Raw genomic sequence first — 14,909 nt, 5'->3', positions numbered from 1 at the left:
TCAGCCGCTATAACGACAGCGGTCTGGAAGGACTGACAGATCGATCGCGACGGCCTTACCGGCACGCCAATCAGCTTCCTTTCCAAATCGAGAAGCTGATTGTGCGGACCAAGCAGGACAAGCCCAACTGGGGCGCACCGAAGATCAGGGGAGCGGCTGGCGCGGCTGTATCCGGATGTTCACACGCCGGCGATCTCAACCGTGCATGCCGTCCTCGACCGCAACGGCCTGGTCAAGCACGGTAGGCGGCGGCGCAACCGGGCTGAAGGAACAGCACTCTCCAATCCTGGGCTGCCCAACGACCTGTGGTGCGCCGATTACAAAGGCGAGTTCATGCTTGCCGATAAGCGCTATTGCTACCCGTTGACGATCACCGACTTCGCCAGCCGCTATCTTTTGGCCTGCGAAGCGTTGCACACGACCAAGGAAGTCTACGCCTTCACCGTTTTCGAACGCGTCTTCAAGGAGTTCGGCCTGCCCAAGGCGATCAGAACCGACAACGGAGTGCCTTTCGCTAGCCCCAACGGACTGTTCAATCTGTCTCGGCTCGCCGTCTGGTGGCTCAGGCTCGGTATCGACATCGAGCGCATCAAGCCGGGCAACCCGCAGCAGAACGGCCGCCATGAACGCATGCATCTGACACTGACAGTCTGGTCTTCGCCGGTCAGGCCGTCGGCATCAAACAGGTCGAAGACMATATCTSGCTGACAAGCTTTATGGACTACGATCTGGGATACTTCGATGATGAGACATGCAGGCTTGAACCTTTGCCGAACCCTTTCGGTCCAAAAGTGTCACCTATGTCTCAGGAATAAAACGTAACCTATGTGTCCAGAACGGACCGAGAAAGAGTGGCGACCCCTGCAGGAATCGAACCTGCGACAACCTGCTTAGAAGGCAGGTGCTCTATCCAGCTGAGCTAAGGGGCCGCATGACCGAATTCGCACCCGGTCAAATCTGCGGATGAACGCGGATCAATGCGTCCAGGGTTGCGTCCGCGTATAGCGGAAATTGTCAGGATAAGCCACGATCTGGCGCTGCGGATCCTTCGGGGCAATAACCCGGTACTCGATGCCGTTACGCTTCGCGTAAGCCTCAGCGAGTTCCTGCGTTTCGAAGGTCAGCTTCAGCTGCTGGCGCATATCCGAGGAAGACGTATAGCCCATGATCGGATCGATGGTGCGCGGCGTCTCCTGATCAAACTCAAGAACCCAAATATGTGTCTTTGCCTTGCCGGACTGCATCGCGGTCTTGGCTGGACGGTAGATCTTGGCAGACATTGCTGCAGGGCCTCCGATTTAGCGGCTTTCGCACTTGAAACTTCATTCTGCCCCACAAGGCAGCTACTCTTGACGCAAACCATCGCACGAAGAGATGAATTTTGCTTAGCGGCGAATCCCTTTCTTTTCAAGAAAAAAGCCGTACCAGTCGCAGCGCTGTTCAACCGTTTCCAACAGGCGCCTTAGGAAAAGAATGCTCACACCAAGGTTGGGGATAGGCGATTTAGATATTGCGGGCGCGGGGCGAACCGTGTATTGGCCTCCCTCGTCGGCACGGAGTGTAGCGCAGTCTGGTAGCGCATCTGGTTTGGGACCAGAGGGTCGGGAGTTCGAATCTCTCCACTCCGACCACTACCCTTCCCCTCCACATCAAGACTTGTCGGACTTTCGCAGGACATCCTCCGATCGACGCTTCCGAAAACTTCGATGCCGTAGTGGGGCCTCCGTGTTGTCCCAGGAATCATAAGTCTAAGATTTCCAGTTCTGAATGGCCGGTTCGGCGAGGCACTTCACCTAGTCCTGATCGGCATTGTCAGAATTTGAGCGATCCGGATCAGCGCCACGGAGAGCCTGCACGCTGGCTGCGGCAATAAGACCCGTAAGGACAATCCCGCATAGGCCGATCACCAGAGCCAGCACCCGCGCGATTGTCTGCTTTGGTACGAGGTCGCCGTAGCCGATCGTCAATCCCGTAACAAAGGTGAAGTACAGGGTGTCGCCGAGCTGCCATCCTTCGATCCATCCGACAAGTGCGCCTGACCCGACGATGACAACGAGAACACCGGAGAAGATCGGCCACAATATTCGAAGTTGCTGGAAGAGAGAGGCGAAGAACCGCCTTCTCATCCTCCTCGATTTAAACTTGCTCTCTGTGCCTCGCGTCATCGGCGCCGCTTTCCTTGCGCTTCCAAGGTGCCTGATTGAGTTTGCTTTGGCGTCGCTGCAGAGCTATCGCGCGGCGCGCCTAGAAGTAGCCTTTCGATCACGTCGGTCCAGCTGGAGGCAAGACAAACAAGGTGAAGGCGAAGATCGCGTAGAGGGCAAGTGCCATCACTCCTGCGTACCAGGCGCCTCGACCACCGTTCGACAGAAGCGTAGCGGCCACGGTGGCGACGATCATCATTGTAACTGCCCCGGGCCAGAACTGCAGCGTCATTGGTTCCGGTCCGATGACGTAGCTGACAATGACCAGCAGCGGGGCAACGAAAAGCGCGATCTGGGCGGCGCTGCCGAGCGCGATCCCAACGCTGAGATCAAGGCGATCCGCACGAGCTGCCGAAAACGCGGTGGTCATCTCCGCGGCCGCACCAACAAGGGCGACCACGATGAAGCCGACGAACGCCGGTGTCATTCCCAGATGTTCAGCCGCAACCTGAACCGACCCGACGAAAATTTCACTGACCAATGCGACCAGCACGGTTACGCCGACGAGAATGGCGATGCTGAGGCCAAGCGGCCAGGTAGCCTGCTCTTCGTCCGCGTGACCGGCACTGGCGAAAAGCTCCTTATGTGTTCGCAAGGAGAACAACATGCCCAAGGCGTAGACGGCGATGAGGATGACCGACAACCCGAGGCTCACGTTCTGAGAGATGGCGAGCGGTGGCGGCTGATCGACTTCACTGATGATCGACGGCACCAGAACGGCAATGGTTGCCAGGAAAAGCAGGCAGGCCTGGAAGCGAGCATTGACGCGATTGAACTCCTGCAGGTGATGCTTCAACCCGCCGAGTAGAAATGCGCCGCCCAGCATGAACAGGGTGTTTGTAACGATTGCGCCGGCCAGCGATGCCTTGACCAGCAGATATTGTCCCGTCCGCAGGGCCGAAAGCGATATCACCAGCTCGGTCAGATTTCCGAGCGTAGCATTTAGCAGGCCGCCGACCGCGTCGCCCGTTCTCTCCGCAACCGCCTCGGTTGCACGGCTAAGGAGCGTCGCCAGAGGAATGATTGCAAGGACCGATATGAAAAAGAGCAGCGTATGACTGTCCGGAACCAGGTGCTCCAGGACGATGACGATCGGCACCAGCACGATCAGCCAGAGAACGGGCGTGTGTCGCAGTTCTTGAAGAACACTTCTTCCGATGCCAGCAGATGGAGAAGATCGTCCGTCGGAGCTGCTCATGTCGTTTCTCCCATCATAAGATAGTCTCGTTTGCAGGCGATGCATTCTCGGTAGGAGTACTCATCCGAGAGGATCGCGATCGGCAGCCGAATCGAGCGTCTGCAAAGACCGCCAGCAAAGCAGGCGTTTCCCAACAGCGTTAGTCTCGGGGCGTTCATCCGAGCCTCCACACTCCCAGGGGGCGGCCCATCAACTGCTGGCGCGCGGCATCGTTTCGACGCCGCGGCCTCTTTCCGATCAGGACTTAATCTTGAAGACACCGAGGTTGATAAGTTGAACACGTCTGTTGTTCGACCCTTTCACGTTAGTGCCTTCGATCGGTAAGTGTTCCCCGACACCGACCGCATAAAGGCGCGCCGGATCGACGGCAAACGTCGTCGATAGTGCTTCTTTGATTGCAGCAGCACGCTGTTCGCTGAGATCGAGGTTATGTTTTTCGTCCCCGGTCGCGCTGGCATGACCGACCACGAGGAACTTGTAGTCCCACAGGTTCGGATGATGCAACGCGTCGGCGATCAGCCCGAGGGTGCGATAGGAATTCGGCTGGATGGCGACAGAGTCGTTCTCGAAATCGATCTCGACCACCATCTGCGGCAGCTTCCCTATCCGCTTCCAGTTCGGAAGCGCAGACATCGGCTGGTTACCGCCGTTGATAGCCTCCTGTCGCAATATCTCGAGGTCGATCGCAGGAGCCGCCGCCCTGAGTTTACCGAGTCCCTTGACGATGCGCTCCTGGGAGACCTCCTGCGCCGACGCAAAGCCGGAAAACAATACGCCCGTGGCCAGAACGAGAATGGCTTTGGAAATAAGACGTTTCATCGGTTTACCTCCAACCCGCATCGGTGATGACCTGATTGCATTCCTTGCTGACGCGCCTTTCCTTTTTCACCAGACAAGCCAGCACGAAGCCGTCACCCTTGATGCCTGAGCAACTTTTGGACATGTCCCGCTGGCAGACCCGCTCGTAGGCGGTCTGCGCGTGTTCTCGCTGGGTTATCGATTGGAACACTGATGTCAGCGAGCCTTTGCAAGTGGGCGACACTTTTGCCGCGTTCTGCTGCAGGCAGTCGGCGATCCGTCCGCTGCCGAGGTTCAGTCCCTTGCACAGTTTCTGGATGTCCGTGCCGCAGTCGGGCGGCGAGCTTCGTGACCGCATCCGCATAGCTCAGCGTCTGCGCCGGCGCATTCCCGGCAAATGTCAGCGTCGCCAACGTGAGCGCCGCCGTAAGAATTCCGCGTTTGAACATGTCGCCCTCTCCCTGCCTCGACGATCTAGGCGGTGAATGTTCTCACGAAGCGCTATGATTGGGGACGTATATTACGGTAGCGCACACCGCAGAGCACTCACTTCGGCGGCGCGGCAGTACCTGCTTCGTGCGCCCGGATCGCCTGCGCGGCAGCCACCGCGCCACCCTCCTTGTCGTCACCTCCGACCTGCACCGTCGGTTGGGCGAACGTGATCCCGTTTGCCAGGAACAACTCGCGAATCTTGGCGTAGGCCTTGCGGCGTATGTAGGTCTGCATGCCGGGAACCGTGGTCATGGCGAAGCTCAATACGATTCCGTAGTCGGCGAACTCCTCGACACCCTTCATCTTCAAGGGCTCGATAAAGAGCGGCCCGAGTTCCGGGTCATCCTTCAGCTCCGCTCCGACCTTTTTGGTCAGCTTGCGTGCCTTATCAATATCGGTGTTGAAGCCGACCGTGATCCTGAACTTGTCGATCACCCAGTCGCGGCTCATGTTCTGGACGGCTCCGAGTTCGCCGAATGGCACGGTGAAGACCGGACCGCGATGATGACGAAGGCGTACCGATCGCAGGCTGAAGCCCTCCACGGTTCCTTTGTAATCCTTGGCCTGGATGTATTCCCCAACCCGGAAGGCATCATCCAGCATGTAGAACACACCGCTGATGACGTCCTTGACGAGGGTCTGCGAACCGAAACCGATGGCAACGCCGAAGATGCCGGCTCCCGCGATCAATGGCCCGATCTGTACGCCCATCTGGGCCAGCACGACCAACGCCGCCATGACCGCGACAACAACAGCCAATGCATTGCGAAAGATCGGAAGAAGCGTGCGGAACCGTGCCCGTTTGGCGGCATCAGCGGGCGCAAGGGATGTTGCGTCGGTCGCCACCCGCAACGTTCTATCGATCCAGCCTCTGGCCAGTTGCCAAAGAAAATCAGCAACCACGAGGATCAAAACACTCTTCAGGCCCCCGTAGAAAAGGGCAGCGACAACAGGATCGCGCTGACCCAATGTGTCCGGATTGAGACGCCAAACAAGTGCCAGCCACCCGACGGCGAGGAAGATCACCGCCGCGCGTGCGCCACGGACGATCAAGACACCACGAAGGCTACCGGGATCGCTTACGAAAGACCCTGCCACGCGGCCAACGGCGTTGAGCACCGCCGGTAGTACGAGGACATAGACGCCGATCCAGAAAAGGCCTCTCATGTCGAGGCACCAGATGATCCACAGCGCGACGAGGAAGGCAACCACAGCCGCTTTCCACGGCCGAGATCGCTGCGACGTAGCCCACACCATCTCGATCGCGACAAATAGCCCAACGACCGACAAGCAGTAGCTGATTGCATCCCTAACCAGCGGCGGAACGCCCAAAGGTTCTCCGATTGCCGCCGTGGCAACGGCAAAGCCGACAAGCCCGAATAGGATCATCAACCGTGTGCGCAAGAACGGCGTGATACTGGCGGCGGACAAAAATGCGACCGCCAGCCGAAACGCGACGAATGCCGTGAGATAGGCAAGCAAGGTGATACGGGCGAGAGGCGGCCATTCCACGGCAAAGAACACGATCGCCATTGCCCCCGCGAAGATTCCGACTGGGGCCAGTCGGCCAAGGAGCGTTTCGCGGGGCTTGGCTAGCCTGCGGTACAGCCCCTCGACGAGGAGACCGAGAGCGACCAGTCCGCCGAATATGACGAATACGGGCGCATAGCCTCGGCTTACGGCGTCATGCCGTGTTCTGGCAGCGGCGGCCGCCACTTCCGCTGGTATCGCCGGTATGGCCGTGATGATTTCGTGAACGCGCGTCCGCGCCGCAGACTCCCAGCTGACCAAATCGGAGGCGCCTGCGGATGAAGCGGGGCTCTGAGGTGCACCGACCTCCTTGCGACTGTTCAGCCAGGCCTGCACCTCCGGGTCCTGAAGAAGGCGCACAAGTTCGTCGATCTTCTGCTGTGGTGCGGCCGCGGGAGCTTGCGCCACGGCATTGAATGCGAAGAGAAGTCCGGCGATGAGAGACAGGATCCATTTCATGCTGGTTTTCCCCCTATTGCGTCAGCGTCTGCGGCTTCAGGTCGCCGCCAAGCGTATCGTCGGCCGGCCGTGGCTTTCTTCTCTCAGCAAGCGGCTGCTCGATGATTGTCGCCGGAACCGCGACGGCTGTAGCCGCAACCGTACCGATGTTCGTCACCGTGCCGCCGACCACGGCTGTAATGCCTTGGCCGAGCGTGACATTCGAATCCGTAAGTGTCTGGCCCGTCATGAGTCGCTGGCCGATAAGTTGGACGATTTCCGGACTTTCGGCAAACTTGCCGTGATTGAGCCCGTCCTCGGTCTTTACTTTCGTCAAATCGATCGCGGCGATGCCCGCTTTTTCGAGCTTCGACCGATAGGGCTCTTCCGCAGGATTGATGGCGCCGAGACGGGAGACCCGCCCCGTAATGAAGCTCGAAACCGCGAGAGCCTTATCATCCTGGGACACGAAGATCGTGAACTTCGGACGTGGCTCGCCCATTTCGGCGAACTGCTTGGCAAAGACTTGGATATCGATATCGGGGGAAGCGAGGATCACATTGTGAATTTTCGGATCCACACGGCCGTCGCGTATCCCCATCTGCCGCAGCGATTCCATCGCCAGCCAGGTCCCCATCGAATGTGCCATGATGGTGATATCCTTGACATTGGGATCGGCAGCGAGCGTGCGAAGGGCCTGCTCCAGTCCCGTGCGCGAATAATTCGTGCTTTCCTTGTCATACTGGTAGGCGGTGATTTCGGCTCGCGACGGCCATGTGAACAGTACCGGCGTCGCCTCCATCCTGCTATCGTGCACGATCTGCGCCAGCCGGAAGACGGAATCCTCGTAGGTGTTGTTGAAGCCGTGAATGAACACTAGCGCATGTCCGCCGTTCACATGCTGCGCGAACCATTCGCGCCCTTGCGCGATGGTGTCTATCTGCTGAGCATTCGTCACAGCGAAATCGGTTGCCGGATCAGGTGGGAGACGCTTCGGCCACTGTACCGTGCCCGGCTCGCGCTTCGGCGGAATCGAGACTGTGATTTGCGTCAGGTGCGGCTTGGAACTGCGCTCCCCATTGAATAGCGTCGCCGGGTCCCCAGACGGATCGCGTGTGGTCGCAACCAGCATCGCAACCTTGGACGTTGGTGGAGCGGAAGCCGACAGCGGAACCGGCGTCATGACACCGTCCGGATGTCCGCAACTCGTCAGAAAAAAGAGAAGAAGAGGGATACTGCGTTTCACCATGCCTGCATTCCAGCTATTGCCCAGGGGGATGGGCGATCTCAAGCCTGGAGGCTAGCAGGTGGCGTGCGGCGAGGCCTGTAGCATCGCGTAGTATCTGTCGGGACGGACGCCGCCGTGGTACGAAATTGCCACGCCAGCGAGAGGATGACGGCAACGGCTAGTTGGTCACTGCCGGCTGAACCTGATCGACCGCGGCACCGGCAGCGCGCAGCCCGGCGAGGACGCGCTCTTGGTCTTGCGGACGCGCCAAGCGCATCGAAATCTCGCGCTTTACCACCGGCATCAGCGCAGGGGCCTTCGTGTCAAGCCAATCGAGTTCCCTTTTCGCCTGCTCGATCTTTCCGGACGCGCCAAGGATGGATGCCAGAACCATACGGTGCATCGGATTGTAGTTTAGATCAGACATTCGCGACCACAGTTCTGCTGCCTGAAGGTCGCCTCTCATGAAGGCGCACAACGCCATCCCGACTTCGTAGTAACCTTGCGGACCTGCGTTCCTGCTGACTGCCTTGGAAACGAGATCGCAGCCCGTATCCCACTTGCCCGCCATGGAGAGACGTAAGCCGTATTCGCCGGCCACCTCGGTGTCGTTGGGATTCAACTGATAGGCCGCGGCACCCGCCTCGAGGGCGGCGCCAACGTCATTGCGAAAGAAGCTGGTCAGCATCAGCGCCTGCAGGACGCGCGGGTTCTGCGGATCAATTACAGCCGACTTTTTCGCCAGCTCCGATGCCGTCTCCAATATCTTTGGCGACGGTTTGGTTCCAAGCTTGTAGGGGAAGCGTACCTGATCGAGGTAAGTCAGCGACAAGAAAGCAAGAGACGTGGCGTCGCTCGGAAACTTCTCTGTCACGGACCTGAGACATTCCTGTGCTGTCTGAAGCGCTTCCGCCGTCATGCTTCTGCGATAGTTGTAATAGGACAGGCTGCAATCATATGCGTCCCATCCACCCGCCCCATCCGGGGCTATGTCGGTCTGAAATACCACGCCAAAGGGTTGGGCGACGGCGGTCGCGATCTCCTCTGCGAGAGCGGTCTCGACTTCAAACACGCTCTGTATTCGAAGATCGGAATCGTAGTGGTTGGCCCAGATGACGGCGCCGTCGGAACGACGCACCAGGCGCGCCGTGGATCGAACACGATCGCCATCTTGTCGAACACTTCCCTGGAGGGCGTATCGAGCATTCTGGAGGCCGCTCACAGCGTCCTGATCATTACCGGACGCATCGACGACCAGAATGTCCTTGAACTTCACGAGCTTCGACATGATTTCATCGGTCACGCCGCCCGAAATTCCCGAAAATCTGCTGCCACCCGCAATATCATCGAAGCGATCCACGGCTATCGTCGGTCGGCTGTTGATGGAAGCAACCTCCTTGGAGGCCGGCTTTAAGCCAAGGAAAATGGCCCCTGCAGCAATCGCGGCCGCCATTGCCGCGCCAGCTATCAGCCAGCGTTTTCCAGCGAATCTGGAAGCCGCCGGTGCTGCGACAACCTCACTTGATGAAGGCTCGACAGAGACGGGAGAAGGCGGTGCCATCGCCGCGTCCGCTGTGTCGCCACGGCAATGCGACGAAGCTTGGAATATGGGAACATATCGGCCCTTGGGAATCGTGATGACAACCGGCTCGCTGCCGCCAGCCATCAAATAATAGCGCTCCAGCTCCCGCCGGATGCGCCCAGCCTCGATCCGCACGGCGGGATCGCCCTGAGCATCGAAATTCTGCCTTCCGAAAACGACCTCCGCGATCGTGTAGGCCTTGAGGTAGTGGGATCGACCGGCGAGCGTCTCCGTCACGACATACACCAGGAACCGCCGGGCTCGCTCAGGGAGGTGAACACTCTCGCTTCCGAGGATGCGCTCCAGCTGGTCTTGCACTTCCTCGGCAGATGGCGCTACAGGGGCCACGTCGCCTGACCTTGCACTTGCCATCGAATTCCCCTCGATGCTGACTAAGCACAACCCAATGCGTATGTTGCTAGCAGATAAACATGACCTATACGTTGTGGCAATACCGGGTTCACAATCGTTCGGGCAACACTTGCCCTTGGCGAGTGAGGACCACATGCGTTGGCTCCGGGTGGGCTCAATCGCAGCCAACATCACATATGTCGCCGTTGGTACCGAGGTATTCTACCGTATTCTACGCCGCTCATCTGGAGAACCGTGATAGCGTGTCTCCCAGCGACCAATACGCAATCACTGCTGTCGTTTGTGCTCCAGGAGGGGACGGTGGCGCGAATGGGCAAGTCATTCAATCGTCTAGGCGAGGCTGCAAGATGCGGTCTGGCGCGCATGTTGTTAAGGTTACCGGCATCCCAGCGCGAGGCTGTGCGGTTAGCCGCCAATGGGCGACCGTTGCTTGATGAAATGCTGGGTGCCTATGAGGAGGCGTGCCTCGCACTCGAACGGTTCCGCAAGGAGGCCAGCGCCGAGCTCACCCTGGTCGATGAATATGAGGAACTTTGTGTGGAGTTGGAGGGCGGCGTCATGCGCGAGGTGTTCGGCGCACGTCGCTAAACCGCCCTTCTCACGCCGAGCCTGTCGAGGAACAAGACACCCGCTGCATTCCCGCTTTTCGGGAGAAATTCGGCGCTGCCTCAAGCAGCCCCGTGTCACCGCGTGGCGCGAACGCCTACTTTTTCTTGGTCGTCGTGGCGCTCATCACCTTGTCGCCAGGCTTGATGCCGAGCTTGGCCGTTACACCGGCATTGAGTTCGATCACGTACTTCACCTCCGTCATCGAATCGATGATGTCCTCGGAGTACGGCACCGCGTTCTGCTTGATGTTGCGGATCGTGCCCGTCGAGTCGACGAACAGCATGTCGAGCGGCAGGATGGTGTTCTCCATCCACATCTGCACCCGCCGCGAAACGCCGAAATCGAAGATCATACCGGCGTCTTCGGCCATGTCCTTACGATACATCAGCCCGCGCTGGCGTTGCTCGTTGGTGTCGGCTATCTCAACGATGAAATTCAGCCGCTTGCCGGACGCCGTCTGGATAATCAGCGGTTCCTTGTCGAAGGTTATCGGCTGTTGGGAAAGGGCCGGCACGGCAAGAATGAAAAAAAGCGCCGCGATGGCGCTTCTGATCCAGTGAGCTGCAGACATACGCATCAGTGCGCGCGGCTCACCGGGCTCGGCACATCGGGATGGATCTCAGCGGCCATCAGCCCCTTGTCGCCATCGCCGTAACGGACGAGCACCACCTGCCCCGGACGCAATTCCGTGAGACCAAACCGACGCAGCGTTTCCATGTGGACGAAAATATCCTCCGTCCCCTCGCCCCGCGTCAGGAAGCCGAAGCCCTTCGTGCGATTGAACCACTTGACCAGCGCACGCTCGAGCCCGCTCGTCGCAGTCACCTGCACATGCGTGCGGACCGGCGGCAGCATCGAAGGGTGTACAGCCGTCGACTGGTCCATGGAAAGGATTTTGAACGCCTGGTAACCGCGTTCGCGCCGTTGGATGAGCGCAACGATCCGCGTACCCTCGAGAATTGTCTGGTAGCCGTCGCGACGCAGGCAGGTCACATGAAGAAGAACATCCTGCATACCGTTGTCGGGAACGATGAAACCGAAGCCCTTGGCCACGTCAAACCACTTGACGACGCCAGTGATTTCAATGAGATCGACCGCTTCCCCCGCGAGTTGATCGAGGTCGCTGAATTCCTTTGACGAAATTCTGTCAGCCATATCGCCAGTCCCTCAATACGCGTCACACTGTTACGGTTAACTGATTCTTCACATCAAGATTAACATGTTGGTAACGGATTAGCGCAAGTCCTACTTTTCGATTATTCGCAGTTGCCAATCATACCCCGCTATCTTGCCCGAAGCTGGTGTTCCGCCACATAAGATTCCGACAGAATCCAAGACCCCGCATTAGAGAGGAAATAGAATGCGTTATCTCCACACCATGGTTCGCGTGAAAGATCTGGACGCCTCCCTGCATTTTTACACCAAGCTCTTCGGACTCGAGGAAATTAGGCGCACGGAGAACGAGAAGGGCCGCTTCACGCTCGTTTTCCTTGCAGCGCCCGGCGACAAAACCGAGGCCAGTGCCAAGGGCGCGCCCTGCCTGGAACTGACCTACAATTGGGATACCGAGGACTACACGGGCGGCCGCAATTTCGGTCACCTCGCCTATGAGGTCGACGATATCTATGCCACCTGCCAGAAGCTGATGGACAACGGTATCACCATCAATCGTCCGCCGCGCGACGGCCACATGGCCTTCGTACGCTCACCGGACGGGATCTCGATCGAGATTCTGCAGAAGGGCGGCAGCCTCCCGACAGCCGAGCCCTGGGCTTCGATGGGCAATACCGGCGCCTGGTAAGCCGAGGCTTTTGCGAGGCTTGCGGCTTTTGCGATTTCGGACCTGCGTGTCCGCATCGCGCTTGCCGCAGGCCAGTGGCGCGGGCACTCTCCAGCTGACTCAAGGCGAACGATGCGTTTTGGCGCAGCTCTCGCCGTCCTCTGGAGAATGCTCGCGTGCTCGCTGTTGAAAAGCGGATAGCTTTCGGACCTACCCTTCTCATCGCCACGTCAGCGCTGGTGCTCAGCGGCTGCGTGTCAAACAAGAAGGCCGCCGACGCTGCCGCTGTCGTTTCCCCAGTCGAATCGACTGCAGCCGTTCAACAGGCCACCGCCGCGCCCGCCGCCCAACCCGGCTATCGCGACCCTATGGTGGCGAATGTATCGGGTCAGCAGCCGGCACAGGTTCCGGCCGCGCAGTCGATGGCAGTAGGATCGACCGCTTCGGCTCCCGCCAATATCGGCGGTCTCGCAATGCAATCAACTGGGATCAACGCGCAGGCGATGAGCATCTTCTCGGCACACACGCTGCCGCAGAACAACCCGACATCGACCCAGGTGCAGCCCGTCACGGGCAACGCCTACACGCCGGCTGGTGTCAGCCCCATGCGCTCGAGCGTCTACAGCAGCCAGCTTCCTGTCGATCAGCCCCAGCAAACGCAGCAGACTCAACCCCTGTTGCCGCAGCAGTCCTCACAGAACACGGCCATACGCGGCGAGCCGGTTCAGAGTGCCTCGCTCTCGACCGGAGCACTGGCAGGCCAGACGATGAATGCGCTCTATAGCGCGCCGAGGCAAAACCTGCTCGGCAGTCTCTCCGGGCTACTGCAAAACGCCTCACTGCCCGGCATGACGCGAATTGCGCCCAACGGCCTGCATCTTCAAAACGACAAGGTAGAGGTCGGCTGCTTCAAGCCGAACCTGTTGAATGTGATCAGGGCGGTCGAAAAGCACTTCGGCAAGCCGCTCGTCGTCACGTCGGGATATCGCGACCCGGACCATAACCGCATGGTCGGCGGCGCCGAAGAATCCATGCACAAGACATGCGACGCGGCCGATATTCAGATCGACGGCGTGTCGAAATGGGATATCGCAAGCTATATCCGCTCGCTGCCTGATCGCGGCGGTGTCGGTACCTACTGCCACACGAACTCCGTCCATCTCGACACCGGAAAAAGCCGCGACTGGAACTGGGGCTGCGGTGGTGGGACGGCTGCATCGCCCCTTGCTCGCGCTCTGTGACGCTCACGCTTCGCTGCCATTAGCGTTACGAAAGCTCGTGTGAAGGATTGGGAACATCGATCCATAGCGTTTTGATTAGGCTGCAATAAACGCCATTTCGCTGCCGCAAAAGAATCCTGTCATTATTTTGAAAAAAATCCAATTTGCTGCTTGCGGGATTCAAAGTGCCTGACTATAAGGGCGCCACCACGAAGGAAGCGCCCTTCGTCTATCGGTTAGGACACCAGATTTTCATTCTGGGAAGAGGGGTTCGACTCCCCTAGGGCGTGCCATCGGCCATTGAAATCATTTGGCTTTTGACGTTTACACGATATCCTCGTAACATTGTTGTGCGTCGCGTCAAATGCTAGTGAATCTGGAATGAAATCCGGTCGGTCAACCGACGACGCGTAGCCCTTGAGCCTGTAGCGCCCTCGCCTTGACTCGCGACTCGGCGACACGCCTGCTTCCTCCAGTCGGCCTCCTCAGCGTGCGCAGAACATCTGGCATCCGAGCGTCGACGCTGCCATAAATGAGCTTCATCGAGGGAGGGATGATTATGCAGAAGAACGCGCCGGACTTCAGCCTTGCGGGCAAGGTGACTTTCGTGACGGGAGCGAGCCGTGGCATCGGTCGGGCTTGCGCGCTTGCCTGTGCCGCAGGCGGCTCCGATATTGTCTTGGGGATCCGCGATGTCGCGGCGTCGGCAGGCCTGGTCGCCGAACTCGAGGGCATGGGACGAAAGGTCCTCCCTGTCGAACTGGACATTCCCAAAAGGGTCCATATCGCACAAGCCGTCGACGCGGCGCTTACGAAGTTCGGTCGGATCGACGTACTCGTCAACAACGTCGGCGTGGCTCCGGGCAATCTTGCAGAACTCGTTGAGGAGAAAGACCTTGACGAAATACTTGATGTCAACATCAAGGGCACGTTTCTGATGACGCAGGCGGTGGGCCGTCAGATGATCAAGCGCAACAGCGGCCGGATCATCAACATCAGCTCACAGGCCGGCACCGTGGCACTGCGCGGCGAGGCAATCTATTGCATGAGCAAGGCGGCAATCAATCACCTCACGCGCTGTCTTGCAGCCGAATGGGCACGCTATAATGTCACCGTGAATACCGTATCGCCGACGTTCATCCACACGGATGGTACGGCACCTTTTCTATCCGACGCCGACAATTACAAAGCGACGCTTGCTCACATTCCGCTCGGCCGGATCGGTGAAACCGATGATGTGGTGGGTGCCGTCGTCTTCCTTGCGTCACCAGCTGCGAGCCTAGTCACCGGCGCGAACCTGCTCGTAGACGGCGGATGGTCAGTCGCCTGATGCCGAGGTGCACAATGCTATGCAGACGAGAACGACGATTTTCCGTGGGGCGTGTCGGTTTCTTTGAATTTCAGCCTGGATTCGACGACGCGTTGGTATCGCTACTCATGCTGAGTATGGACCAGCCT

At 58.9% G+C, this 14,909-nt stretch carries 13 protein-coding genes, 3 tRNA genes and 2 pseudogenes; 7 read left to right on the top strand and 11 right to left on the bottom strand.

Features of this window, described 5'->3' with window-relative positions; genetic code table 11:
- Positions 1-815 (top strand): annotated as a pseudogene (locus AC1DPR_RS22925) (DDE-type integrase/transposase/recombinase); the annotation flags it as partial.
- Between the two features lie 37 nt (positions 816-852).
- Here AC1DPR_RS22925 and AC1DPR_RS22920 read toward each other — a convergent pair.
- A tRNA-Arg gene (locus AC1DPR_RS22920) sits at positions 853-929 on the bottom strand.
- Positions 930-974: 45 nt separating this feature from the next.
- On the bottom strand, positions 975-1,280 hold the full coding sequence (locus AC1DPR_RS22915; protein WP_016554394.1) for an ETC complex I subunit: 306 nt from the start codon (positions 1,278-1,280) through the stop codon (positions 975-977).
- 274 nt (positions 1,281-1,554) lie between these two features.
- Between AC1DPR_RS22915 and AC1DPR_RS22910 the strand changes: the two genes are divergently transcribed.
- Positions 1,555-1,631, top strand: a tRNA-Pro gene (locus tag AC1DPR_RS22910).
- 162 nt (positions 1,632-1,793) lie between these two features.
- Here the strand turns inward: AC1DPR_RS22910 and AC1DPR_RS22905 are convergent.
- From AC1DPR_RS22905 to AC1DPR_RS22875, 7 genes and pseudogenes are all read right to left on the bottom strand, one after another.
- Complete coding sequence (locus AC1DPR_RS22905) at positions 1,794-2,126, bottom strand: potassium channel family protein (RefSeq protein WP_018117080.1); 333 nt, start codon at positions 2,124-2,126, stop codon at positions 1,794-1,796.
- Between the two features lie 136 nt (positions 2,127-2,262).
- Positions 2,263-3,402 carry a calcium/proton exchanger gene (gene cax / locus AC1DPR_RS22900; RefSeq protein ID WP_477817234.1) on the bottom strand — a complete coding sequence of 380 codons (1,140 nt, stop codon included), beginning with the start codon at positions 3,400-3,402 and terminating at the stop codon, positions 2,263-2,265.
- A gap of 237 nt (positions 3,403-3,639) precedes the next feature.
- A complete protein-coding gene (locus AC1DPR_RS22895; protein ID WP_477817233.1) occupies positions 3,640-4,221 on the bottom strand; it encodes an OmpA family protein in 582 nt (193 codons plus the stop codon).
- A gap of 4 nt (positions 4,222-4,225) precedes the next feature.
- Positions 4,226-4,649 (bottom strand): annotated as a pseudogene (locus AC1DPR_RS22890) (hypothetical protein).
- Positions 4,650-4,746: 97 nt separating this feature from the next.
- A complete protein-coding gene (locus AC1DPR_RS22885) occupies positions 4,747-6,681 on the bottom strand; it encodes a mechanosensitive ion channel family protein (protein WP_113471437.1) in 1,935 nt (644 codons plus the stop codon).
- A gap of 13 nt (positions 6,682-6,694) precedes the next feature.
- Positions 6,695-7,909, bottom strand: coding sequence for an alpha/beta hydrolase (locus tag AC1DPR_RS22880; protein ID WP_018858621.1), 1,215 nt, complete (start codon positions 7,907-7,909; stop codon positions 6,695-6,697).
- 157 nt (positions 7,910-8,066) lie between these two features.
- Positions 8,067-9,842 carry a hypothetical protein gene (locus AC1DPR_RS22875; RefSeq protein ID WP_477817232.1) on the bottom strand — a complete coding sequence of 592 codons (1,776 nt, stop codon included), beginning with the start codon at positions 9,840-9,842 and terminating at the stop codon, positions 8,067-8,069.
- Between the two features lie 309 nt (positions 9,843-10,151).
- On the opposite strand from AC1DPR_RS22875, the gene AC1DPR_RS22870 reads away from it, so the two are divergent.
- The gene (locus AC1DPR_RS22870; RefSeq protein ID WP_113471439.1) at positions 10,152-10,430 is read left to right on the top strand and encodes a hypothetical protein; all 279 of its coding nucleotides are present in this window, start codon (positions 10,152-10,154) and stop codon (positions 10,428-10,430) included.
- Positions 10,431-10,545: 115 nt separating this feature from the next.
- Here AC1DPR_RS22870 and AC1DPR_RS22865 read toward each other — a convergent pair whose 3' ends face one another.
- Positions 10,546-11,028, bottom strand: a complete 483-nt coding sequence (locus tag AC1DPR_RS22865; RefSeq protein WP_018858624.1) for a DUF192 domain-containing protein — start codon at positions 11,026-11,028, stop codon at positions 10,546-10,548.
- Positions 11,028-11,606, bottom strand: a complete 579-nt coding sequence (locus AC1DPR_RS22860) for a cold-shock protein (protein ID WP_018117103.1) — start codon at positions 11,604-11,606, stop codon at positions 11,028-11,030. The genes AC1DPR_RS22865 and AC1DPR_RS22860 overlap by 1 nt, the downstream gene beginning before the upstream one ends.
- A 205-nt stretch (positions 11,607-11,811) precedes the next feature.
- On the opposite strand from AC1DPR_RS22860, the gene gloA reads away from it, so the two are divergent.
- From gloA to AC1DPR_RS22840, 4 genes are all read left to right on the top strand, one after another.
- Positions 11,812-12,252 (top strand): lactoylglutathione lyase, encoded by a 441-nt coding sequence (gloA, locus tag AC1DPR_RS22855; protein WP_018858625.1) that lies wholly within the window; start codon positions 11,812-11,814, stop codon positions 12,250-12,252.
- Between the two features lie 155 nt (positions 12,253-12,407).
- Entirely contained in the window at positions 12,408-13,472 is a 1,065-nt protein-coding gene (locus AC1DPR_RS22850) for a YcbK family protein (protein WP_477817231.1), read from the top strand.
- Between the two features lie 197 nt (positions 13,473-13,669).
- Positions 13,670-13,744 (top strand) — tRNA-Glu (locus tag AC1DPR_RS22845).
- A gap of 266 nt (positions 13,745-14,010) precedes the next feature.
- Positions 14,011-14,781: an SDR family NAD(P)-dependent oxidoreductase gene (locus AC1DPR_RS22840; protein WP_477817230.1), complete on the top strand. Its 771-nt coding sequence runs from the start codon at positions 14,011-14,013 to the stop codon at positions 14,779-14,781.
- Positions 14,782-14,909 lie beyond the last annotated feature (128 nt).

The organism is Rhizobium sp. 01T417 (genome assembly GCF_056398905.1).
The sequence above is the reverse complement of the archived record's forward strand: the minus strand, read 5'-3'. Positions and strand labels throughout refer to the sequence as shown.

Coding starts and splice junctions, on each gene's coding strand:
- AC1DPR_RS22885 (WP_113471437.1), bottom strand. CDS start 6,681: ATGAAATGGATCCTGTCTCTCATCGCCGGACTTCTCTTCGCATTCAAT.
- AC1DPR_RS22870 (WP_113471439.1), top strand. CDS start 10,152: ATGGGCAAGTCATTCAATCGTCTAGGCGAGGCTGCAAGATGCGGTCTG.
- AC1DPR_RS22840 (WP_477817230.1), top strand. CDS start 14,011: ATGCAGAAGAACGCGCCGGACTTCAGCCTTGCGGGCAAGGTGACTTTC.
- AC1DPR_RS22895 (WP_477817233.1), bottom strand. CDS start 4,221: ATGAAACGTCTTATTTCCAAAGCCATTCTCGTTCTGGCCACGGGCGTA.
- AC1DPR_RS22865 (WP_018858624.1), bottom strand. CDS start 11,028: ATGCGTATGTCTGCAGCTCACTGGATCAGAAGCGCCATCGCGGCGCTT.
- AC1DPR_RS22875 (WP_477817232.1), bottom strand. CDS start 9,842: ATGGCAAGTGCAAGGTCAGGCGACGTGGCCCCTGTAGCGCCATCTGCC.
- gloA (WP_018858625.1), top strand. CDS start 11,812: ATGCGTTATCTCCACACCATGGTTCGCGTGAAAGATCTGGACGCCTCC.
- AC1DPR_RS22860 (WP_018117103.1), bottom strand. CDS start 11,606: ATGGCTGACAGAATTTCGTCAAAGGAATTCAGCGACCTCGATCAACTC.
- AC1DPR_RS22880 (WP_018858621.1), bottom strand. CDS start 7,909: ATGGTGAAACGCAGTATCCCTCTTCTTCTCTTTTTTCTGACGAGTTGC.
- AC1DPR_RS22915 (WP_016554394.1), bottom strand. CDS start 1,280: ATGTCTGCCAAGATCTACCGTCCAGCCAAGACCGCGATGCAGTCCGGC.
- cax (WP_477817234.1), bottom strand. CDS start 3,402: ATGAGCAGCTCCGACGGACGATCTTCTCCATCTGCTGGCATCGGAAGA.
- AC1DPR_RS22905 (WP_018117080.1), bottom strand. CDS start 2,126: ATGAGAAGGCGGTTCTTCGCCTCTCTCTTCCAGCAACTTCGAATATTG.